20 protein-coding genes, 1 pseudogene and 1 riboswitch are annotated in these 19,198 nt (G+C 47.3%); of the genes and pseudogenes, 8 read left to right on the top strand and 13 right to left on the bottom strand.

The window, feature by feature from the left end:
- The first annotated feature begins 1 nt into the window (after nt 1).
- On the top strand, nt 2–721 hold the full coding sequence (locus ABVM99_RS20290; protein ID WP_023194915.1) for a hypothetical protein: 720 nt from the start codon (nt 2–4) through the stop codon (nt 719–721).
- A 130-nt stretch (nt 722–851) separates the two neighbouring features.
- On the opposite strand, the gene ABVM99_RS20285 is transcribed toward ABVM99_RS20290, so the two are convergent.
- The 7 genes and pseudogenes from ABVM99_RS20285 to ABVM99_RS20255 form a co-directional block, all read right to left on the bottom strand.
- Nucleotides 852–1,589 carry a hypothetical protein gene (locus ABVM99_RS20285; RefSeq protein ID WP_052938294.1) on the bottom strand — a complete coding sequence of 246 codons (738 nt, stop codon included), beginning with the start codon at nt 1,587–1,589 and terminating at the stop codon, nt 852–854.
- A 38-nt stretch (nt 1,590–1,627) separates the two neighbouring features.
- Nucleotides 1,628–2,560: a hypothetical protein gene (locus ABVM99_RS20280; RefSeq protein ID WP_023194913.1), complete on the bottom strand. Its 933-nt coding sequence runs from the start codon at nt 2,558–2,560 to the stop codon at nt 1,628–1,630.
- Between the two features lie 195 nt (nt 2,561–2,755).
- Complete coding sequence (locus ABVM99_RS20275; protein ID WP_371064685.1) at nt 2,756–2,974, bottom strand: transposase; 219 nt, start codon at nt 2,972–2,974, stop codon at nt 2,756–2,758.
- Between the two features lie 459 nt (nt 2,975–3,433).
- A complete protein-coding gene (locus ABVM99_RS20270; RefSeq protein WP_023194931.1) occupies nt 3,434–3,877 on the bottom strand; it encodes a hypothetical protein in 444 nt (147 codons plus the stop codon).
- A gap of 551 nt (nt 3,878–4,428) precedes the next feature.
- Nucleotides 4,429–4,848: a hypothetical protein gene (locus tag ABVM99_RS20265; protein ID WP_052938293.1), complete on the bottom strand. Its 420-nt coding sequence runs from the start codon at nt 4,846–4,848 to the stop codon at nt 4,429–4,431.
- 428 nt (nt 4,849–5,276) lie between these two features.
- Nucleotides 5,277–5,474, bottom strand: a pseudogene (locus tag ABVM99_RS20260) (hypothetical protein).
- Between the two features lie 24 nt (nt 5,475–5,498).
- Complete coding sequence (locus ABVM99_RS20255; protein WP_000977169.1) at nt 5,499–6,116, bottom strand: hypothetical protein; 618 nt, start codon at nt 6,114–6,116, stop codon at nt 5,499–5,501.
- 163 nt (nt 6,117–6,279) lie between these two features.
- Here ABVM99_RS20255 and yegQ point away from each other — a divergent pair, with 163 nt between their 5' ends.
- Together yegQ and sseK2 are read left to right on the top strand one after the other, a co-directional pair.
- Nucleotides 6,280–7,641, top strand: a complete 1,362-nt coding sequence (yegQ, locus tag ABVM99_RS20250) for a tRNA 5-hydroxyuridine modification protein YegQ (protein WP_001517981.1) — start codon at nt 6,280–6,282, stop codon at nt 7,639–7,641.
- Between the two features lie 449 nt (nt 7,642–8,090).
- Complete coding sequence (gene sseK2 / locus ABVM99_RS20245; RefSeq protein WP_077684045.1) at nt 8,091–9,137, top strand: type III secretion system effector arginine glycosyltransferase SseK2; 1,047 nt, start codon at nt 8,091–8,093, stop codon at nt 9,135–9,137.
- A gap of 35 nt (nt 9,138–9,172) precedes the next feature.
- Here the strand turns inward: sseK2 and ABVM99_RS20240 are convergent, their stop codons facing one another.
- The gene (locus tag ABVM99_RS20240; RefSeq protein WP_001555792.1) at nt 9,173–9,589 is read right to left on the bottom strand and encodes a CesT family type III secretion system chaperone; all 417 of its coding nucleotides are present in this window, start codon (nt 9,587–9,589) and stop codon (nt 9,173–9,175) included.
- Nucleotides 9,590–9,710: 121 nt separating this feature from the next.
- Nucleotides 9,711–10,046: a type III secretion system effector SteD gene (steD, locus tag ABVM99_RS20235; RefSeq protein ID WP_001805517.1), complete on the bottom strand. Its 336-nt coding sequence runs from the start codon at nt 10,044–10,046 to the stop codon at nt 9,711–9,713.
- Between the two features lie 564 nt (nt 10,047–10,610).
- Between steD and yegS the strand changes: the two genes are divergently transcribed.
- A complete protein-coding gene (yegS, locus tag ABVM99_RS20230) occupies nt 10,611–11,510 on the top strand; it encodes a lipid kinase YegS (protein ID WP_023195014.1) in 900 nt (299 codons plus the stop codon).
- 52 nt (nt 11,511–11,562) lie between these two features.
- Here the strand turns inward: yegS and fbaB are convergent, their stop codons facing one another.
- Complete coding sequence (gene fbaB, locus ABVM99_RS20225) at nt 11,563–12,615, bottom strand: class I fructose-bisphosphate aldolase (RefSeq protein WP_000129590.1); 1,053 nt, start codon at nt 12,613–12,615, stop codon at nt 11,563–11,565.
- Nucleotides 12,616–12,868: 253 nt separating this feature from the next.
- On the opposite strand from fbaB, the gene ABVM99_RS20220 reads away from it, so the two are divergent.
- From ABVM99_RS20220 to ABVM99_RS20210, 3 genes are read left to right on the top strand one after another with little or no spacing between them, the layout of a single operon-like run.
- Entirely contained in the window at nt 12,869–14,140 is a 1,272-nt protein-coding gene (locus ABVM99_RS20220; protein WP_023195015.1) for a nucleoside permease, read from the top strand.
- On the top strand, nt 14,137–15,141 hold the full coding sequence (locus ABVM99_RS20215; protein ID WP_000642799.1) for an ADP-ribosylglycohydrolase family protein: 1,005 nt from the start codon (nt 14,137–14,139) through the stop codon (nt 15,139–15,141). Before ABVM99_RS20220 ends, ABVM99_RS20215 begins: the two co-directional genes overlap by 4 nt.
- Complete coding sequence (locus ABVM99_RS20210; RefSeq protein WP_023195016.1) at nt 15,138–16,103, top strand: PfkB family carbohydrate kinase; 966 nt, start codon at nt 15,138–15,140, stop codon at nt 16,101–16,103. Before ABVM99_RS20215 ends, ABVM99_RS20210 begins: the two co-directional genes overlap by 4 nt.
- Here ABVM99_RS20210 and ABVM99_RS20205 read toward each other — a convergent pair.
- The 3 genes from ABVM99_RS20205 to thiM are packed head-to-tail and all read right to left on the bottom strand — an operon-like array spanning nt 16,077 to nt 18,443.
- A complete protein-coding gene (locus ABVM99_RS20205; RefSeq protein WP_000434062.1) occupies nt 16,077–16,823 on the bottom strand; it encodes a GntR family transcriptional regulator in 747 nt (248 codons plus the stop codon). The genes ABVM99_RS20210 and ABVM99_RS20205 overlap by 27 nt on opposite strands.
- 35 nt (nt 16,824–16,858) lie before the next feature.
- Entirely contained in the window at nt 16,859–17,659 is an 801-nt protein-coding gene (gene thiD / locus ABVM99_RS20200; RefSeq protein WP_001188955.1) for a bifunctional hydroxymethylpyrimidine kinase/phosphomethylpyrimidine kinase, read from the bottom strand.
- Entirely contained in the window at nt 17,646–18,443 is a 798-nt protein-coding gene (gene thiM, locus ABVM99_RS20195) for a hydroxyethylthiazole kinase (RefSeq protein WP_023195017.1), read from the bottom strand. Before thiM ends, thiD begins: the two co-directional genes overlap by 14 nt.
- 31 nt (nt 18,444–18,474) lie before the next feature.
- Nucleotides 18,475–18,571, bottom strand: a riboswitch (TPP riboswitch).
- A 282-nt stretch (nt 18,572–18,853) separates the two neighbouring features.
- Between thiM and rcnB the strand changes: the two genes are divergently transcribed.
- Nucleotides 18,854–19,168: a Ni(II)/Co(II) efflux transporter accessory subunit RcnB gene (gene rcnB, locus ABVM99_RS20190; protein WP_000837534.1), complete on the top strand. Its 315-nt coding sequence runs from the start codon at nt 18,854–18,856 to the stop codon at nt 19,166–19,168.
- Nucleotides 19,169–19,198: the final 30 nt, after the last annotated feature.

The raw sequence follows: 19,198 nt of genomic DNA, 5'->3' as shown, positions 1-19,198 counted from the left end.
AGTGATAATACAAAGAAAATCTCTATTTCTTTGCGCCCTGCTTCTACTCTGCGCCACCGCCAGGGCTGAAATTACGGAGCAGCAGATCGAGGCCGACTGCGCAAAAATTCCAGTTTTGGCCAGCCAGGGTGAACAGCTTTACAAGACCCAAAAGTATGCCAAAGCGCGCGACGCTTTTGAACAGCAGGCCGCATGGAGCGAAAGCTGCGCCCTTGACGACAGCGCCATCGCGACGGCCTACAACAACGTGGCGCTAACCTGGATACACGAAGGCGAGTGGCGTAAAGCCCGCGCCTGGCTGATGCTAAGGCCGAATGATAGCAAGTCGATCTACAACCTGAAACTGATCAAAGATAAGCTATCGGCCCTACCGCCACCGGTTTCCGCAGTGGGTGAATACTGGCGCTATGCCGGGCGCGCCTCCTGGAACGTGCTTAGCGTGAAGGCATTACCCACCCCATCGCGCTATCAGGTTAATTTTCAGGGTTACTGGTTCGGTTTAATGGGGAGCTACTTCGGCCCCAATATCGGCGAATTCTCCGCAACGGTAACGCTGGAAAACGATAAAACCATCGTGGCGCTTCGGGAAGGCGATGACATTCACTGCGACATTTCGCTGGCTTTTTCTTCTGAAACCATTGATGCCAGCACCGATACGTTTGTGGACTGTGGTTTTGGCGCAAATGTCCGCGCCGACGGGCACTATCTGCGCGTTGAATAAATCTGGCGCGGAAACTGAAATTTTATGATTAACCTGAGTTCAGTTGAAATTAACAATCTATTTATAATTCTCATAACGTTCCTCATTCTTTCCTGCCATCCATATTACCTTAACACCTCCATTACAATTATTAATGTCGTAAGCATGGTATATTTAACGCTCGCTTCTTTTTGTCACCCTGTGATACTGCATTTCTGGATATCAATTTGAACCGACCATTTTCCATTTGATATTGTTCCTTTATATAAATCTGGGGCGCCTGATCTTTAAACTTTATAGTTACAAGATGACCATCTTTGCTGTCTTCATACCACCTATATATAACATAACTATCAATGCTTATTGTGTAATCCTGACGAATGACAAAATCAGAAAAACGCACGATATCTTCATAAGCAAAAAAGCTACTAAGCAATAAAGCATCCACCAGGTTTCCTTTTACATCGTAACTATTTATTTGCACATTAAGCAATGACGTATCAGACTCTCCAATTTTATTATAAATTATCAATTTGTAAGTATTACCATCATGTTCAAAGTACCCTAATTCATAATAACGGACACCATCACCAATATACGGAGAAAGAAAATTCTCACCTTTTACCGGCACCTTAATTTCCTGTTGATTAAATAATTTAGTTTTCTCTTTATATTCACCTAGTAATTTTAACTCCATTACATTATCATCGGAATTAATATCTTTATAATAACAAGCCAATTGTGCAAACTGCGTAGAATCAACAGGTAGAAGCAACGCCTTACTCTTTTGATTATTACAACCAACACTTGTTAAAATAATGCCAAACAACATTACCGAACGCAGGAAATATAAAGAAAAAGCTAATCTATAATTATTCATAATCGGCATTAACTTTCGTAATACACATCACCCTGTCTCATCTCTCATTATTTAAAGAGTTCTCTGGTAAAAGCCAGTTCAGTATTTGCTGATATCAACCTGTCAACCAGTGGACAGAACCACTCTGGCGCATCCCATTTACTGAAATCAGCCTGATGTTCTATGGCTAATGGCGTCTTTAATAATAGATGATCAATTTCTGGCGTGGTAAGACCATGTGCTGCACGAAATTTTTTCACTGCCTGATATTCAAAAGGCCAGAGCAAAAGTTCCTGTGGCTCTATTTCATAACCGTTAAGAGCATATTCATTTTCTGTAGTCTCTGTACGCGCAGACCATTTCAGATGGCAGTCACAAAGCTCAGCCAACCACTCTTTTAGTACCGCTTCATCCTGTGAGTAAAGAGCCTCTTTCACAAAATCATAATAGAAACGCTCAACTGGAATACCATGCGACTGCCAGTCAACCGTCTGCTTATGTTCACTGGCTAGCATTTCAATTGCCAGAACAATGGTCTTTTGAGGCAATAGATTTCTCGCTCGTTCTGCTTCAAAGTTCTTTAATCCTTTAATAAAAAGAGGATAGAAGCGACGGGCAACATCAATTTTATTGGTAGCAATCTGAAGAAGTAAGGGAATTCCCTGATTATATAGCAGTTCATCAGAAACAAATACTTTATCTGGTTGTTCAAAATAGCCACAAAACAATCCCATCGCATCAAATGCAACAGAAGCACATAGTAAATTATTTTTTATTTTATTTTTAAAATAGACATTCCAAGCGTAAAGGTACAGAAAAGACCTTGAATTATTAAGGAAAAATAGATTGAAAGAGGATAATATTTCTTCCTCACCATACTTATCTATTATTTTAAGGTCAGTGGAAATAGTTCTTTCTGTAATATGAGTATATCGTTCCACATCCATACTTGCAGAGTTATCACTATTAAAATACTGAGATATCTCATTATATCTGCTCATGTAGCGCCCTTATTTTTTCACATCTGGATGGACTGGAATATCCACACCAAAAAATTTTTTAACTGTTTGCCCCACTCTTTCATCACTAAAAAAACGAAAGTGAGGACATTCCTTCAGGACAGGCATCATTCGAGACTAATCTGTAGTTTTCATCAATATCCTGCCCGGACACAACCCCCTCCTTACAGGGCAAGATTACGAAACCCCGCACCCCGCAAGGACTGACGCGAGGTACTCTCTGTCCATCGCTACATCCAAACGCCAGTGCAATTTATTTTCCACATCCCAATGACTTCTCATCGCATTAGGAAATTTTTCTGCTGTTAAATCCGATGAACTTATATAATATCTCACCCAACATTTCCGGTTCTTTCTTTCCGCTATGTTTCTCTGAACGAAAGGATACCGCCACACATAGTTTTTTTAACCCTTCCATTCAAATGTAAAAGCAATTAGCTCATCCGGAACATCACTGACAATATGAGTCACATGTTATTTAACATTCAATGAGAAATATATTTCTTTGTAATCTTTAAATAAGGGTGAATCCCCTACGCCCATAAAAATGAACATTATGTTTGTTGGTGGTAATGCCACCTCTGCCTGAAGGCACTGATCTATCAGGGAAAGATCATAACAACCATAACTCAAACATTAATTTATGAATTTAGTAATAACGCAACATTGATCTGTAAAATCCAGCACTGACTTGTATTTAAAAAGTTGTGTTTAACGTGCTAAATATACGATTCCTGGTTATTTTATTCTTTATACAGGCATATGCAAAAATATACTCTCATACTCTCGTCATGATGCTGAAGGTTAAATTTAATTCATTTTAAAAGGCTAAAACCCGGATGAAGATCTACCTCGTCACCAAATCAATTTACCACCACCACCTATATAACTTCGGCCTGGATATGGAAGTATAAACATGTCATCACATTTTTCCCTGGAGCACCCCCAGTATATCGTTTCCTTACCATCGGACCATTCAGCCGTGGCAGCAGCATTAATAGAAAAATGCCACTGTTTCTTATTATAAATCAACTCACCCATTATTTCACAAGGAAACCAGAGCCAAAATCCAGCCATGGTATCACTCATTTCCTTATATTTATCACTTAACAAAAATATTTTTTCTATCTGACTTGCATTTAAAACCCATTTATTGCATAAGTTTCTATCCCCAGGATCTTTATTATAAGGACTCATATAATGGGGCTGATTTATTTTTAATATCTTCATATCAGCAAAACAATAACTCACAGAGGATAAAAATAGAATCACAAAAATAATCACATTATTCGCTTTCATATTAACACTCTATCCAGAGTCGAACGCATACCTTTGTCGTTTAGTCGAGCGACGGCGGGCATATAGTTTTCCTCATTATATATTGATGTGATTTTGTATCATTGCAATTATAATATTAAAGTTACCTTACTCAGTTTAGTAAAAAAAGGCAGAACATGTTTGACGTCAATATTATTCAACACTTCTATGAAGAAGTACAAATTCAAACTAACAGTTTGCACTTGCTTTTTGAATAAATAATGAGAAATTTTTTATCTGACTTGTTCTTTGCCCTAATTACTACAAATCCGTGAGTTTGTACTCGATTTTACATTATTGTCGATAGTCAGGAATTATTGATATATAATTCAGTAAATTTGACAAATTCGTTTCAGAATGACCTTGCTTTTATGTGAACTTCATTCATTTTTCAAACCGTCTCATATAATCTTCTCATGCAAATTTTCTTGTCATACACATTAAAAACATATAACAAAAATATGTTCACGACATATCCAATTAATATTTCATACCATCATTAACTTCATCATCATAATTTATGAAATATAGAATTATTTTAGTGTGATACGTTTGAGTGGCAACCACTTACCAGGCTGAGAATATGAAAACATTTTTCCTTTTATATAATATGCTTTTCCTTTATTGCTTATCTCAAATTGCGGTGATGGATATGGACATGCATTTTCCTCGTCGCCGTTATAGTATAATGCCAAAACACCAGAATTGATTTTTAAAGAGTAGTCACCAATGCATGTTATCCCCGCATGCCAGGTTGTCATGGATAAAGAAGCACGATTGTTTTTACTATCTATCTTTAAATTATATTGTAAAAAAACCTGACTCCCATCATTTAACTGCTCGCCAAGTTCCTCGACTCTAAAGTTACCATCCCATTGAGTTTGAGTAATCGCAAAAGAATTTGCGCTCCATAAGCAAGAAAAAATAAATAGATACTTTATAAAATCGCCCATACAACTAACCCCTGATTTAATATGTAGAAGGTATCAATTCAGTATTCAGCATTGTCACACTATATACAAAATCACTCAAGTTGTATCAAGGCGGCAAGGATTTGCTATTGCGCAATGCGTAAAAAACAAAAATATATTTTTCATAATAAAATCTACTAATAAGTAGATTCAATGGATTCCATCTTATCAATACGTAATTAACATTTTCTGTTCAACCTCAACCTGATTTCCTCTTAGTACTGAGTATCGTCTGCGATCATTAATTCCATCTCTGATGATATCTCGTTAAAAAATAACGCTACCGCCATACCCTGGTTTACAAACCTGCACACCCTAAGATTACTCTCTTATCTGCATTAAGAATATCATTGTGTTTTTTTTCGGAATATATAAAGATTCCCCATAGTGGATACATAACGTGAGCCAAATTAGTTAAAGACGTAATCACTGACGCTATAATAAGTCAAATGACCTTTAGTATTTTCTTTAATGCATGTTGCCGAGGTAATTTCAACTTTATTTTTAGTGAATTAGTTTCATACTCAGGAAATGCTTTATTTAAATCCTGAATATTGGGGGCAGTGTCATAACATCCTGATAGCAGAAAGATATAAATAAGCAGCTATTTACCCTGATTAAACATATATGCCTCACGCACTACAATCTTCCGTGACCAAATCCAGCAGCGTTAAACTCCACCCTTTGCCCAAGCCATGAAGCTCGCTCAGATGAAAAATCAAACCATCACCCCATTTTTTCGGCACTGCCACCACTCGCTCTGATTGCAGCTCAAGCCGCCTGGCGTTTGCTATACGGGTATCAGACGCCTGATCCCCATTATCCGCTCCATTCACCATGCTAAACGTCAGCAGCGCATTATCAGAACCTGTATAGCTGACAAAAAAACCGGCGTGATCCCATCCCTTTTCACAAACGTACTCAACCTCCGTGTGGTGATCAAATTCGTTATCCACAGGAATATGCTCTGAAAACCAACCTACCTGCCCCAACAGGTAGTTAAAACCGGGTATCGGCTTATTTATATCAAAACTTTTCATCCACTTATAATCAACCCCAGCCCCAATTCGGTACAGCACATACATCCCAACTTTTTTATCAATCAGGGCATTAATTTTCGCGTTGTCTCGCTGCTGAAAAGCGATAATCACCTGTCTTGCCGTCTCTTCAAACGACGGAGCGGCACAAACGGGATGCGCGACCATTCCCAGCAGACTCAACGCGATGGCCGTGCGGCTCATTTTCATCATTGGCTCTCCATTAACATCCGGTGTTCTATTAGCGCCAATATACTCTCGCAATATTTACTCGGCCTGTCCGTAAGCGTACAATGCCCGCCCTTAAAGTGAGGACTCTCCTCAAGCCGCCTCATCAGGTGAGGCGGATCTGACCTGTCATCAGAACGAGAAAATGATGTTTAAACCAGAACTCCTTTCGCCGGCGGGAACGCTGAAAAATATGCGTTACGCTTTCGCTTACGGTGCCGATGCCGTCTATGCGGGCCAACCGCGCTACTCTTTACGCGTGCGTAATAACGAATTCAATCACGAAAATTTGCAGCTTGGCATCAACGAAGCCCACGCGCTCGGAAAAAAATTCTACGTGGTGGTGAACATCGCCCCGCATAACGCCAAGCTCAAAACCTTTATCCGTGACCTGAAACCCGTCGTCGAGATGGGCCCGGATGCGCTGATCATGTCCGATCCAGGGTTGATTATGCTGGTACGCGAGCACTTCCCGGCAATGCCGATTCACCTGTCGGTACAGGCTAACGCCGTAAACTGGGCGACGGTAAAATTCTGGCAGCAGATGGGGCTGACCCGTGTGATTCTCTCCCGCGAGCTGTCGCTGGAAGAGATTGAGGAAATTCGCCAGCAGGTGCCGGATATGGAAATAGAAATTTTCGTCCACGGCGCGCTATGCATGGCCTATTCCGGCCGCTGCCTGCTTTCCGGCTACATCAATAAACGCGATCCGAATCAGGGCACCTGCACCAATGCCTGCCGTTGGGAATATAACGTGCAGGAAGGAAAAGAAGACGTTGTCGGCAACATCGTGCATAAGCACGAACCGATTCCGGTACAGAACGTTGAGCCGACGCTCGGTATCGGCGCGCCGACGGATAAAGTGTTTATGATAGAAGAGGCCCAAAGACCGGGCGAATACATGACCGCGTTCGAAGACGAGCATGGCACCTATATCATGAACTCAAAAGATTTGCGCGCTATCGCCCACGTGGAGCGCCTGACGAAAATGGGCGTCCACTCGCTGAAAATCGAAGGCCGCACCAAATCCTTTTATTACTGCGCCCGTACCGCGCAGGTCTACCGTAAGGCCATCGACGACGCCGCCGCGGGTAAACCCTTCGACCCTACGCTGCTGGAAACGCTGGAAGGTCTGGCTCATCGCGGCTATACCGAAGGTTTCCTGCGTCGCCATACGCACGACGATTACCAGAATTACGAGTACGGTTACTCCGTTTCCGAACGCCAGCAATTTGTCGGCGAGTTCACCGGCGAGCGTAAAGGCCAACTGGCGGCCGTGGCGGTGAAAAATAAATTCTCCGTTGGCGATAGTCTGGAGCTGATGACACCGCAGGGAAATATCAATTTCACCCTGGAACAGATGGAGAACGCCAAAGGCGACGCTATGCCGGTGGCACCTGGCGATGGCTATACCGTCTGGATGCCCGTCCCGCAGGACGTTACGCTGGATTACGCACTATTGATGCGTAATTTCTCAGGCGAATCAACGCGTAACCCCCATGCTAAGTAGTTAATTGCGGTTATTTTTTCATGGCGGGAAGATTCTTAGAAATTGATCACATACCGCTTCGCTCAATGCGGGTATTATTCAACGCGCTGAAAAACATAACCTATAAATGCTAGCTGTACCAGGAACCACCTCCTTGGCCTGCGTAATCTCCCTTACGCAGGCTTATTTTTTGCGTTTAATCAATAAAAAAGTGGTACTTCCCGCCATATCCAAAATTGACCACACTAACCAAAGCGCAAATGGGCGCTTAGGTTTACAGACCTCCACTATTCATGGCCAGCCAGCAAGTCACAATCCTCCCGCATCCGGTCAGACTCAGGACTTAGCATTCTGACGTTTACGTTTAACATCAGTAAATTAAATCAATAACTGCTTTGTGAGAACTTACACAAAAAGTTTCCAGGTTATTAAATTAAGGTTAAAAACTGATAATTTAAGCGTGTAAAAATATGGCACGTTTTAATGCCGCTTTTACAAGGATTAAAATAATGTTTTCCCGGATTAGAGGTTTGATTTCATGTCAAAGTAATACTCAAACCATCGCACCTACGCTCAGTCCACCCTCATCAGGCCATGTAAGTTTTGCTGGGGTTGATTATCCTCTATTACCACTAGATCACCAAACGCCGCTCGTTTTTCAGTGGTTTGAACGCAATCCAGATAGATTTGGTCAAAACGAAATTCCCATTATCAATACGCAGAAGAATCCTTATCTTAATAATATTATCAATGCTGCTATAATAGAAAAAGAAAGAATTATTGGTATTTTCGTTGATGGCGATTTTAGCAAGGGACAAAGAAAAGCATTGGCAAAATTGGAACAAAATTATAGAAACATAAAGATTATTTATAATTCTGACCTTAATTATAGCATGTATGATAAAAAGTTAACGACGATTTATTTAGAAAACATCACCAAACTGGAAGCTCAGTCAGCAAGTGAACGAGATGAGGTCTTGCTTAACGGGGTAAAAAAAAGCCTGGAAGATGTCTTGAAAAACAATCCTGAGGAAACGCTTATTTCATCTCATAATAAAGACAAAGGTCACTTATGGTTTGACTTCTACAGAAATCTTTTCCTGCTAAAAGGAAGCGATGCTTTTCTGGAAGCTGGTAAACCTGGTTGTCATCATCTGCAACCAGGCGGTGGGTGCATATATCTTGATGCAGATATGTTACTTACTGATAAACTCGGCACGTTGTATTTACCTGATGGTATCGCTATCCATGTAAGTCGTAAAGATAATCATGTTAGCCTTGAAAATGGGATTATTGCTGTTAACCGCAGCGAGCATCCAGCATTAATAAAAGGACTCGAAATTATGCACAGTAAACCTTATGGCGATCCCTATAATGATTGGCTCAGTAAAGGGTTGAGGCATTATTTTGACGGTTCTCATATACAAGATTATGACGCATTTTGCGATTTCATTGAATTTAAACACGAAAATATCATTATGAACACAAGCAGTTTAACTGCCAGTTCTTGGAGGTAATCATGATAGCCTTGTTTTACTCGCCCTTACCACCGTCACGTATAATCGGTATCCAGAGTTATTCCTTTATCCTGTAAAATGTGATACAGATTCTCCATTGATCTAATAACCACCTCAATTTCACATTCAAGTTTCTCTACAGAACTTTCATTGAGTGAGAAGTTGAGAGCCAGTAATAATGATTGTGAGTTATTATCATAACACAAATGTGGTCCATTATTCTCTGCAAACCATAAATTAGCATTGAGAAATTCAAAAGCAAGATTATTATTATCCGGAGGTCTTCCGCAAAAACCGTATATCATTATATACTCACTGTTAGTGCTTGTTAGTAAGATACGGTAACGGTTATCTATAATAAATGAGCATAATCTGTTTTCGTCAAAGGCAATTGAATCGGCATTTAATTTCAGTGAAAACTGTCTTAATAAGCGATCGGCTCTTGAATACATAACACCCCATACTCTATCTAAAGCATTTCTATATAAGTCATAAGCCTCTGGTCTGGACGCTTAACACCCCGTGTCATCTCCGGAATTCATCTTTTCCCTATGACTTGCTGTGTTTGCTCATTTATGGCCAGGCTGGCCGGGTTCTGACGCCATTTGCGCTAAGGTATAGTCCGGCGCATATTCCCATCATACCAATTCCCCCAATGCCAAACGATGCGCCTAAAACCGTCAGAGCGGTAGTATATGCAGCACCACTACTGACACTGGCGACAGCCCCTGAGCATACCCCACTGAAAATACCTGTAAACAATGCCGTGGTTCCCACGCATATTAAACATCTGGGTTTATTGCCGTGAGCGTTAAACTCAACGATTTCAGCTGCCGGAATTTCTTCATTACACCGTTCAGAAGGGGAGAGCAATGGCGTTTGCGCATTCACGCCTGAAGTAACATTCATATAAACCTCTTCATGCACATGCCTGTTTATGTTTATGAGAAAAGTGATACCTCAGGCAACGGTACGACTATAAGACACCGTGCTAAGTCATCATCTAAATAGGTTTTATTTGATAACAAGAATAGTGTACTGCTAATAGTGCGTCTTGTTCCTGCCAAAGCAGTCTAAAGAACATTTCGATTTTATGCTATTAAAAAGTATGTTTGGTAATAAATATCAGGTTTTTATCTGATATTATGGTGTTTGAAATTAATACTGATAACTGACGTATGTTCGTCTTGTTAATTCTCCGTTTCGTTATTAAAGGCGCTATATCGGAAAGCGTCTGATTACCCCTTGTGGTTTCCTTGCACTCTTACAAGCGATACTCAATGCGCATACCGGCATCTCTCTTGTCGCCATTTGCCTTAAACCATGCTTCGCTTACCGCTGCGTACAGCAGGAAGAAAAACGGTAAAGCAATAAGTGCGCAACATTTCAATTTTCATCCTGTTCTGACCTCGCTTTTTCATTTCTGCTATACACTTTCTGGAGATTGTTGTTCAACCTATTAAGGCATAACGGATGGCTAACTTTCCCGCCAGCTTACTGATCCTCAATGGCAAAAGCGCTGATAACCAGCCGCTACGTGAGGCCATTACTCTACTTCGCGACGAAGGTATACAGATTCACGTTCGGGTAACCTGGGAAAAAGGCGACGCGCAGCGTTACGTTGATGAAGCCCGTAGACTGGGCGTTGAAACGGTGATTGCCGGCGGCGGAGACGGTACCATTAATGAAGTGTCGACCGCGCTCATCCAGATCCGCGACAGCGTAGCCCCTGCACTGGGCCTTTTGCCGCTCGGCACTGCCAACGATTTTGCCACCAGCGCCGGTATTCCTGAAGCGCTGGACAAAGCGCTGAAACTGGCGATTGCCGGAAACGCGATGGAAATTGATATGGCCAGGGTCAATGATAAAACCTGTTTTATCAATATGGCGACGGGCGGTTTTGGCACCCGCATTACCACCGAAACGCCGGAAAAACTTAAAGCCGCGTTGGGCGGCGTCTCCTATCTTATTCACGGTCTGATGAGAATGGATACGCTGACCCCTGACCGCTGCGAAATACGTGGCGAAAACTTTCACTGGCAGGGAGATGCGCTGGTGATCGGCATCGGCAACGGTCGTCAGGCCGGCGGCGGGCAGCAATTATGTCCCACCGCGCTGATTAACGACGGGCTGTTACAGCTACGGATTTTTACCGGCGAAGAACTGCTGCCGGCGCTGTTTTCCACACTCACGCAGTCAGATGACAATCCGAATATTATTGACGGCGCCTCAGCGTGGTTTGATATTCATGCGCCGCATGAAATCACGTTCAATCTGGATGGCGAACCACTCAGCGGACAAGAATTTCATATTGAGGTGCTGCCTGGCGCATTACGCTGTCGGCTGCCGCCAGACTGCCCGTTGCTACGTTAATAACACCTGTCGCTGGCCGGATGCGTTCACATCCGGCTTTTCTTCGTTGAACTCAGGCGATGGTGACTTTGCTATCCAGATAGACATCCTGTACGGCGTTAATCAACTTCACGCCATCAGCCATCGATTTCTTAAAGGCTTTGCGTCCCAGAATTAGCCCCATTCCACCGGCTCGTTTGTTGATCACCGCGGTACGAACCGCGTCGCCGAGGTCAGTGTCGCCGCCGTCCGCGCCGCCGGAGTTGATAAGCCCGGCGCGTCCCATATAGCAGTTCGCCAACTGGTAACGAACCAAATCAATCGGGTTATCGCTGGTCAGTTTGCTGTACACGCGATCGTCGGTATAGCCGAAGTTGACCGCTTTATAACCGCCATTATTCTCGGCCATTTTCTGTTTCACAATATCCGCACCAATCGTAGCGGCCAGATGGTTGGCTTGCCCCGTCAGGTCAGCGGATACATGGTAATCGACGCCGTCTTTTTTAAAGGAAGAATTACGCAGGTAAGCCCACAATACGGTCACCATACCCAGCTCATGCGCACGCTCAAAAGCGGCGGAGATCTCTTCAATCTGGCGACGGGACTGTTCCGAACCGAAATAGATCGTCGCGCCTACCGCCACGGCGCCCATATTGAACGCCTGCTCAACGCTGGCGTACAGGGTCTGATCGTACTCTGTCGGATAGCTCAATGTTTCGTTGTGATTCAGTTTGACCAAAAACGGAATACGGTGCGCATAGCGCCGTGAAACCGAGGCCAGTACGCCGTAGGTAGAGGCCACGCAGTTACAGCCGGCCTCAATCGCCAATTCAACAATATTTTTTGGGTCAAAGTAGCGCGGGTTGGCCGCAAAAGAAGCGCCGGCGGAGTGCTCCACTCCCTGATCGACGGGCAGTATCGAAAGGTATCCTGTTCCCGCCAGGCGTCCAGTATTATAGAGCGTCTGCATATTACGCAGAACGGCTGGTGGACGATTATTGTCAATCATCACCCGGTCAACGTAATCCTTGCCGGGTAGATAAAGCTGATCGGAAGGAATGGTCATACAACGATGCTGTAAAAGGCTGTCGGCGTCTTTGCCAAGCAACTGCGCAATATCAGTCATAGCTATGCTCCCGTAAGTTCCGATAGGGTATCGGAAGGTGAATAATCCTGCCCCGCAGATTGCGGGTCGCAATAAGCCTGGTACTGACCGACCATTTTTGCCAACTTTAGCGCATTTTTTCGGCGCTATCTGCTGACTCGATTCACGTCCGAAAAAGTGTTAGATCGGTCAAAATTAATGCTCAATGGTATTTAAAAGGTATTATTAAGTGGTATTGTCGTGGCGTACCTTACCTGTCATGAAGGATTCAAAAATGAAAACGACCTTTAAACTGTCGTTCATGATGTTCGTGGAGTGGTTTATCTGGGGCGCCTGGTTCGTCCCCCTGTGGCTATGGCTAAATAAAAGCGGGTTTTCCGCCGGTGAAATAGGCTGGTCTTATGCCTGTACCGCCATTGCGGCGATCCTGTCGCCGATTCTGGTCGGCTCCGTTACCGACCGTTTTTTCTCGGCGCAAAAAGTCCTGGCGGTACTGATGTTTGCTGGCGCCGTGCTGATGTATTTCGCGGCGCAGCAAACCACCTTTGTCGGATTCTTTCCGCTGCTTCTGGCCTATTCATTGACCTATATGCCGACCATCGCGCTGACAAACAGCATTGCCTTCGCTAACGTACCGGATGTTGAACGCGATTTTCCACGCATTCGCGTTATGGGAACCATTGGGTGGATAGCCTCCGGCCTCGCCTGTGGATTCCTGCCGCAAATGTTAGGCTATAACGATATTTCCCCCACCAACATTCCACTGCTCATAACCGCCGCAAGTTCAGCGTTGCTGGGCGTATTTGCGTTCTGTCTGCCAGACACGCCGCCAAAAAGCACCGGCAAGATGGATATTAAAGTGATGCTGGGGCTGGATGCGCTGGTCCTGCTGCGCGATAAAAACTTTCTCGTTTTCTTCTTCTGTTCCTTCCTGTTTGCAATGCCGCTGGCCTTCTACTACATCTTCGCTAACGGCTATCTGACAGAAGTGGGAATGAAAAACGCCACCGGCTGGATGACGCTCGGCCAGTTCTCTGAAATCTTCTTTATGCTGGCGCTGCCCTTTTTCACTAAGCGCTTTGGTATTAAAAAGGTATTATTGCTTGGTCTTATTACCGCCGCGATCCGCTACGGCTTTTTTGTCTATGGCGGCGCGGAAACGAACTTCACTTACGCCCTGCTGTTCCTCGGTATTTTGCTGCACGGCGTAAGTTACGATTTCTACTACGTCACCGCCTACATTTATGTCGATAAAAAAGCGCCGGTTCATATGCGTACCGCTGCGCAAGGACTTATCACCCTCTGCTGTCAGGGATTCGGCAGCCTGCTGGGCTATCGTCTCGGCGGCGTGATGATGGAAAAAATGTTTGCTTATCCGCAACCGGTTAACGGTCTGACATTCAACTGGGCGGGCATGTGGACGTTTGGCGCAGTGATGATTGCCGTCATCGCGCTACTGTTTATGATTTTCTTTCGCGAATCGGACAAAGAGATCACTGCTATTGACGATCGCGATATTGCGTTGACACAAGGGGAAGTAAAATGAAAGCAGAACGTATTCTCGGTGCTCTTTACGGGCAAGCGTTAGGGGATGCGATGGGAATGCCCTCTGAGCTGTGGCCGAGAACGCGCGTCAAAGCGCATTTCGGCTGGATTGACCGCTTTCTGCCCGGCCCAAAAGAGAATAATGCCGCCTGCTATTTTAACCGCGCGGAGTTTACGGACGATACCGCAATGGCGCTCTGCCTGGCCGACGCGCTACTCGAATGCGAAGGCAGTATTGATCCCGAGATTATTGGGCGTAACATCCTCGCCTGGGCAGAGCGCTTTGATGCGTTCAATAAAAATGTACTCGGCCCGACGTCAAAAATTGCGCTGAATGCGATTCGCGACGGCAAACCCATCGCGGCGCTGGAAAACAACGGCGTGACTAACGGCGCGGCCATGCGCGTTTCGCCGTTGGGCTGCCTGTTGCCGCCAACTAACCTGACAGCCTTTATAGCAGAAGTGGCGTTAGCCTCCAGCCCGACGCATAAATCCGATCTGGCGGTGGCTGGCGCCGTGGTTGTCGCCTGGGCCGTCTCGCGAGCGGTTAACGGCGACACGTGGCAAAGTATTGCCGACTCGCTCCCCGCCGTCGCCCATCAGGCGCAGACAGCGCGTATTACCACGTTTAGCGCCTCGCTATCGGCACGTCTGGAACTGGCGCTAAACATTGTCCGCCACGCCGACGGCGTCGAATCTGCCAGCGAACAGCTCTATCAGATCATCGGCGCGGGAACCAGCACCATTGAATCGGTTCCCTGCGCTATCGCCATGGTGGAGCTGGCGAATACCGATCCTAACCGCTGTGCCGTGCTGTGCGCTAACCTCGGCGGCGATACCGACACTATCGGCGCGATGGCTACCGCCATTTGCGGCGCGTTGCACGGGGTAAGCGCCATTAACCCCCAGTTAAAGCAAACGCTGGACGAGGTTAATCAGCTGGATTTTGCGCGCTATGCCGTTGCGCTGGCGAGTTATCGTCAACGGCGGGAGGCACTATGAACGGCGCACGGTTGCTGACATTATTACCGACCCTGCATACCCGGCGTCCGCTCACCGTTATCGGCGCGGCAGTAATCGATATCATTGCCGACGCCTGGACGTTGCCGCGTCGCGGAGGCGATATTGAACTGCAACAACAGAGCGTCAATGTCGGCGGCTGCGCGCTGAATATTGCCGTGGCGTTGAAACGACTGGGGATTGACGCCAGCAATGCGCTACCGCTGGGCCAGGGCGTGTGGGCGGAGAGGATTCGCCGCCGTCTGGCAAAAGAGGGATTATCCAGCGTGATTGACGCGGTTGAAGGAGATAACGGCTGGTGTCTGGCGTTAGTCGAACCGGATGGCGAACGCACGTTTATGTCTTTTAGCGGCGTGGAAAACCAGTGGAATGCGGACTGGCTGTCGCAGCTCAGGACACCGCGGGGCAGTCTTGTCTACCTGTCCGGCTATCAACTGGCCTCGTCCTGTGGCGAGCCACTGATCCAGTGGCTGGAAACCGTCGACGATGTCACGCCTTTTATCGATTTTGGCCCACGAATCGGTGATATTACAGACGATGCAATGGCGCGCATTATGGCCTGCCGCCCCATCATCTCCCTCAATCGCCAGGAGGCCACCATCGCTGCGGAACGCACCGGGCTTGCGACCGATACGCGCACTTTCGGCGAGGCATGGGTAAACCGCTTTTCCGCGCCGCTGGTGGTGCGCCACGATAAAGACGGAGCGTGGTATTTTAGCGCGCAATCTTCCGGCGTTGTGCCAGCGTTTCCGGCAACCGTGGTGGATACCATCGGCGCAGGCGACAGCCATGCTGGCGGCGTGCTGGCAGGACTGGCGTCAGGCTGGTCGCTCGCGGATGCCGTACTGCTGGGAAATGCGGTGGCAAGCTGGGTGGTCGGGCATCGCGGCGGCGACTGCGCGCCCACGCGCGAGGCGCTACTCCTCGCACACAAAAACGTATAGGTCGCTACGACAATAACTGATGCTGTATTCAATAGGCCGCTGCTGCTGATCGAGCGCCACCTGCTTAATCACCAGCACCGGCACTTTACCATCCATTTGAATATGCGACTGAAACTCATCATCCGGCATCCGGGCGCTGACGCGGGATCGGGTACGCTGAGGGTAAATGTGCTGGCGACGAAAATAGTCATACAGAGAAATGCCAATCGCGTCGACATCATGAATCAGATGCGCGGGCACCCAGGACTCTTCAATCGATACCGCGTCCTCATCAACATAACGAATGCGTTTGAGTAAAAAGACGTCGCTGCCTGCGGGGATCGCCAGATGCTGCGCGACCTCATCCGGACAACTTACCACGCGTTTGTTAACCCATAGCGTATCCGGTTTTTTGCCGCGCAAGACAACCTGCTGAGAAAATCCCCGCGCCTCTTTCAGGGAATATTCAAAGATATTATTGATTTGCGTACCGTAGCCACGGGCGCGCGTGACGACCCCCTCTTCTTCCAGCGCCTGCATCGCTTTTCGTACCGTGATGCGCGAGACGCCGGTAAGCTGGCTAAGATCGCGTTCGCCAGGCAAAATATTACCGTGCTCAAGAATACCGCTGCGCACGGCATCCTTTACCGTCTGGGCGAATTTCATGTATAGCGGCGTATTATCCGCCGCTGAAATTCGTTCATTCAGTTGCGCGATGAGCCGGGTATGCGCTTGTTCCATTTATCTTTCCTGACGACGGGTCTGTAGGCAGTATACTACCACCACGCGTGGAAATGATGTACCGGACCAATGCCCTTCCCCACTTCCAGCGTGTCTGCCTGCGCCAGCGCCGCCGAAAGCCATGCCTTCGCCTCGTTTACCGTCTCTCCCCAACAGCGATGCCGGGGCCGTAACGCCGCCAGCGCCGCCGACAGCGTACAGCCCGTTCCATGCGTATTTTTGGTGTTCACACGCGGCGCGCTAAAACGTTGCTCGCCCTCACGGGTAAAGAGCCAGTCCGGGCTTTGCGCATCCTCTAAATGCCCGCCTTTCATCAATACCGCTTCACACCCCATCGCCAGTAACGCCCGCCCCTGCGCCAGCATCTCCTGTTCCGTACGTGCATGGGGCGCATCCAGCAACGCTGCGGCTTCCGGCAAATTAGGCGTAATCAGCGATACCTGCGGCAACAGCCGGACGCGTAATGTTTCTATCGCAGAGGGCGAGAGCAACGGATCGCCGCTTTTCGCCAGCATCACCGTATCCAGCACCACATTACGTACATGATGGCGCTGTAGTCGTTCCGCCACGGCCTCGACAATATCGGTTTCCGCCAGCATCCCGATTTTTGTGGTATCAATGCGCACATCGCTGAACACGGAATCAAGTTGAGCGGCGACAAAGTCCGGCTCTATCCGGTACACCGACTGTACGCCACAGGTATTTTGCGCCACCAGCGCGGTGATGACCGAACAGCCATATGCGCCCAGCGCGGAAAAGGTCTTGAGATCCGCCTGGATACCGGCCCCGCCGCTGGGATCGGTACCGGCAATCGTCAGCGCGTTAATTCGTTGCATTGGCCGCCTCCACATCCAGATGATAGAGCGCATCAAGAAAAGCCGGGATGAAGCTGCCCGGTCCTTCGCTACGCTCTGCCGCGGCCTGTCCAGCCAGTTTCATCCAGCAGCAGGCCGAAGCGACATTGTCCAGCGCGGCGCCCGGTAACGCGCAACTGGCGGCGACGACCGCCGACAACGCGCAGCCGGTGCCTACAATGCGAGTCATTAACGGATCGCCGCCGGGAATGCTCAGCGTGCGCTGACCGTTAGTGACGTAATCTATCTCTCCGGTAACCACAACGATGCAGTCTATCTGACGCGCCAGCGCCTGCGCCGCAGGCAGTGCGGCCAACGCCGCCTCGGTGGTATCTACGCCGCGTCCGCCCAGCGCCATGCCGGATAACGCCAGGATTTCCGAGGCGTTGCCGCGTATTGCCGCCGGGCGCAGGGGCAAGAGATCCAGGCAAAATCGCCGACGAAATTCCAGCGCGCCCACCGCGACAGGATCAAGCGTCCACGGCGTTTTGGCATCATAAGCGCTTTCTACCGCCGCACGCATCGCGTCAGCGCGTGAGGCGGTTAAGGTTCCGACATTAACCAGCAAGGCGTTGGCGATGGCGGCAAACGGTCTGGCCTCGACAGGATCAATCACCATGGCGGGTGAAGCGCCCAGCGCCAGCAACGTATTGGCGGTAAACGTTTGTACGACGTCATTCGTCATACAGTGCGTAAGCGGGGAGAGCGCGCGAAAGTGTTTTAACGTATGCGCCGCAAGCGTGCGGCAGTGCAGGTCAGGCTGCATGGTTCAGCTCCTGCCCGCGTGAAGAAGGGACACGAGCAGTGTCAGACTTCCCTACGCTGGCATTATCCAGATCAGGTGGTACGGGTATTTCTCAGCCTTCACAAAGAAGGGCACCCCGAGTCGTCAAGCCCCACCGTGTTAAGCGGGGGTTTCGCTATTAAGCATACTGTCTGCGCCAGACAATGTAAATTTACAGCCAGCGGCGGACGATAATTTCAGCGTTATCAGATAGTTCTCAAAACCTATTCGGTTCTGGCAAACTTGCTGGCGGATATGTTGCTGCACGACGCTTTCGTTTACACTTTTTACGAAAAGGGGCGTGAGATAACAAAATAGCGCTTGTCAGATACGCCACCAGCAGAAATGATACACACGATGTTAACTGACCCGCATATGTGGAGGGTAAAAGTATGAAAAGTAAGTTGCTGCCTTGCGCGCTGTTGCTTGCAACCAGTTTTGCATGGGCCGCCCCCGCGACAACGGGCATTGATCAATATGAGTTAAAAAGCTTTATCGCCGACTTCACCCATTTCAAGCCCGGCGATACCGTTCCGCAGATGTACCGCACCGATGAGTATAATATTAAACAGTGGAAATTACGTAATCTGCCCGCGCCAGATGCCGGTACTCACTGGACCTATATGGGCGGCGCGTATGTACTGATTAACGATACCGATGGAAAAATCATCAAAGCCTATGATGGCGAGATTTTTTATCATCGATAATGATATACGCACTCTTTGTATAAAGAGTGC

Origin of the sequence: Salmonella sp. SJTUF15591 (genome assembly GCF_043356435.1) — a bacterium.
Taxonomy (GTDB): domain Bacteria; phylum Pseudomonadota; class Gammaproteobacteria; order Enterobacterales; family Enterobacteriaceae; genus Salmonella; species Salmonella enterica.
This window is presented reverse-complemented; position numbering and strand designations above follow the sequence as displayed.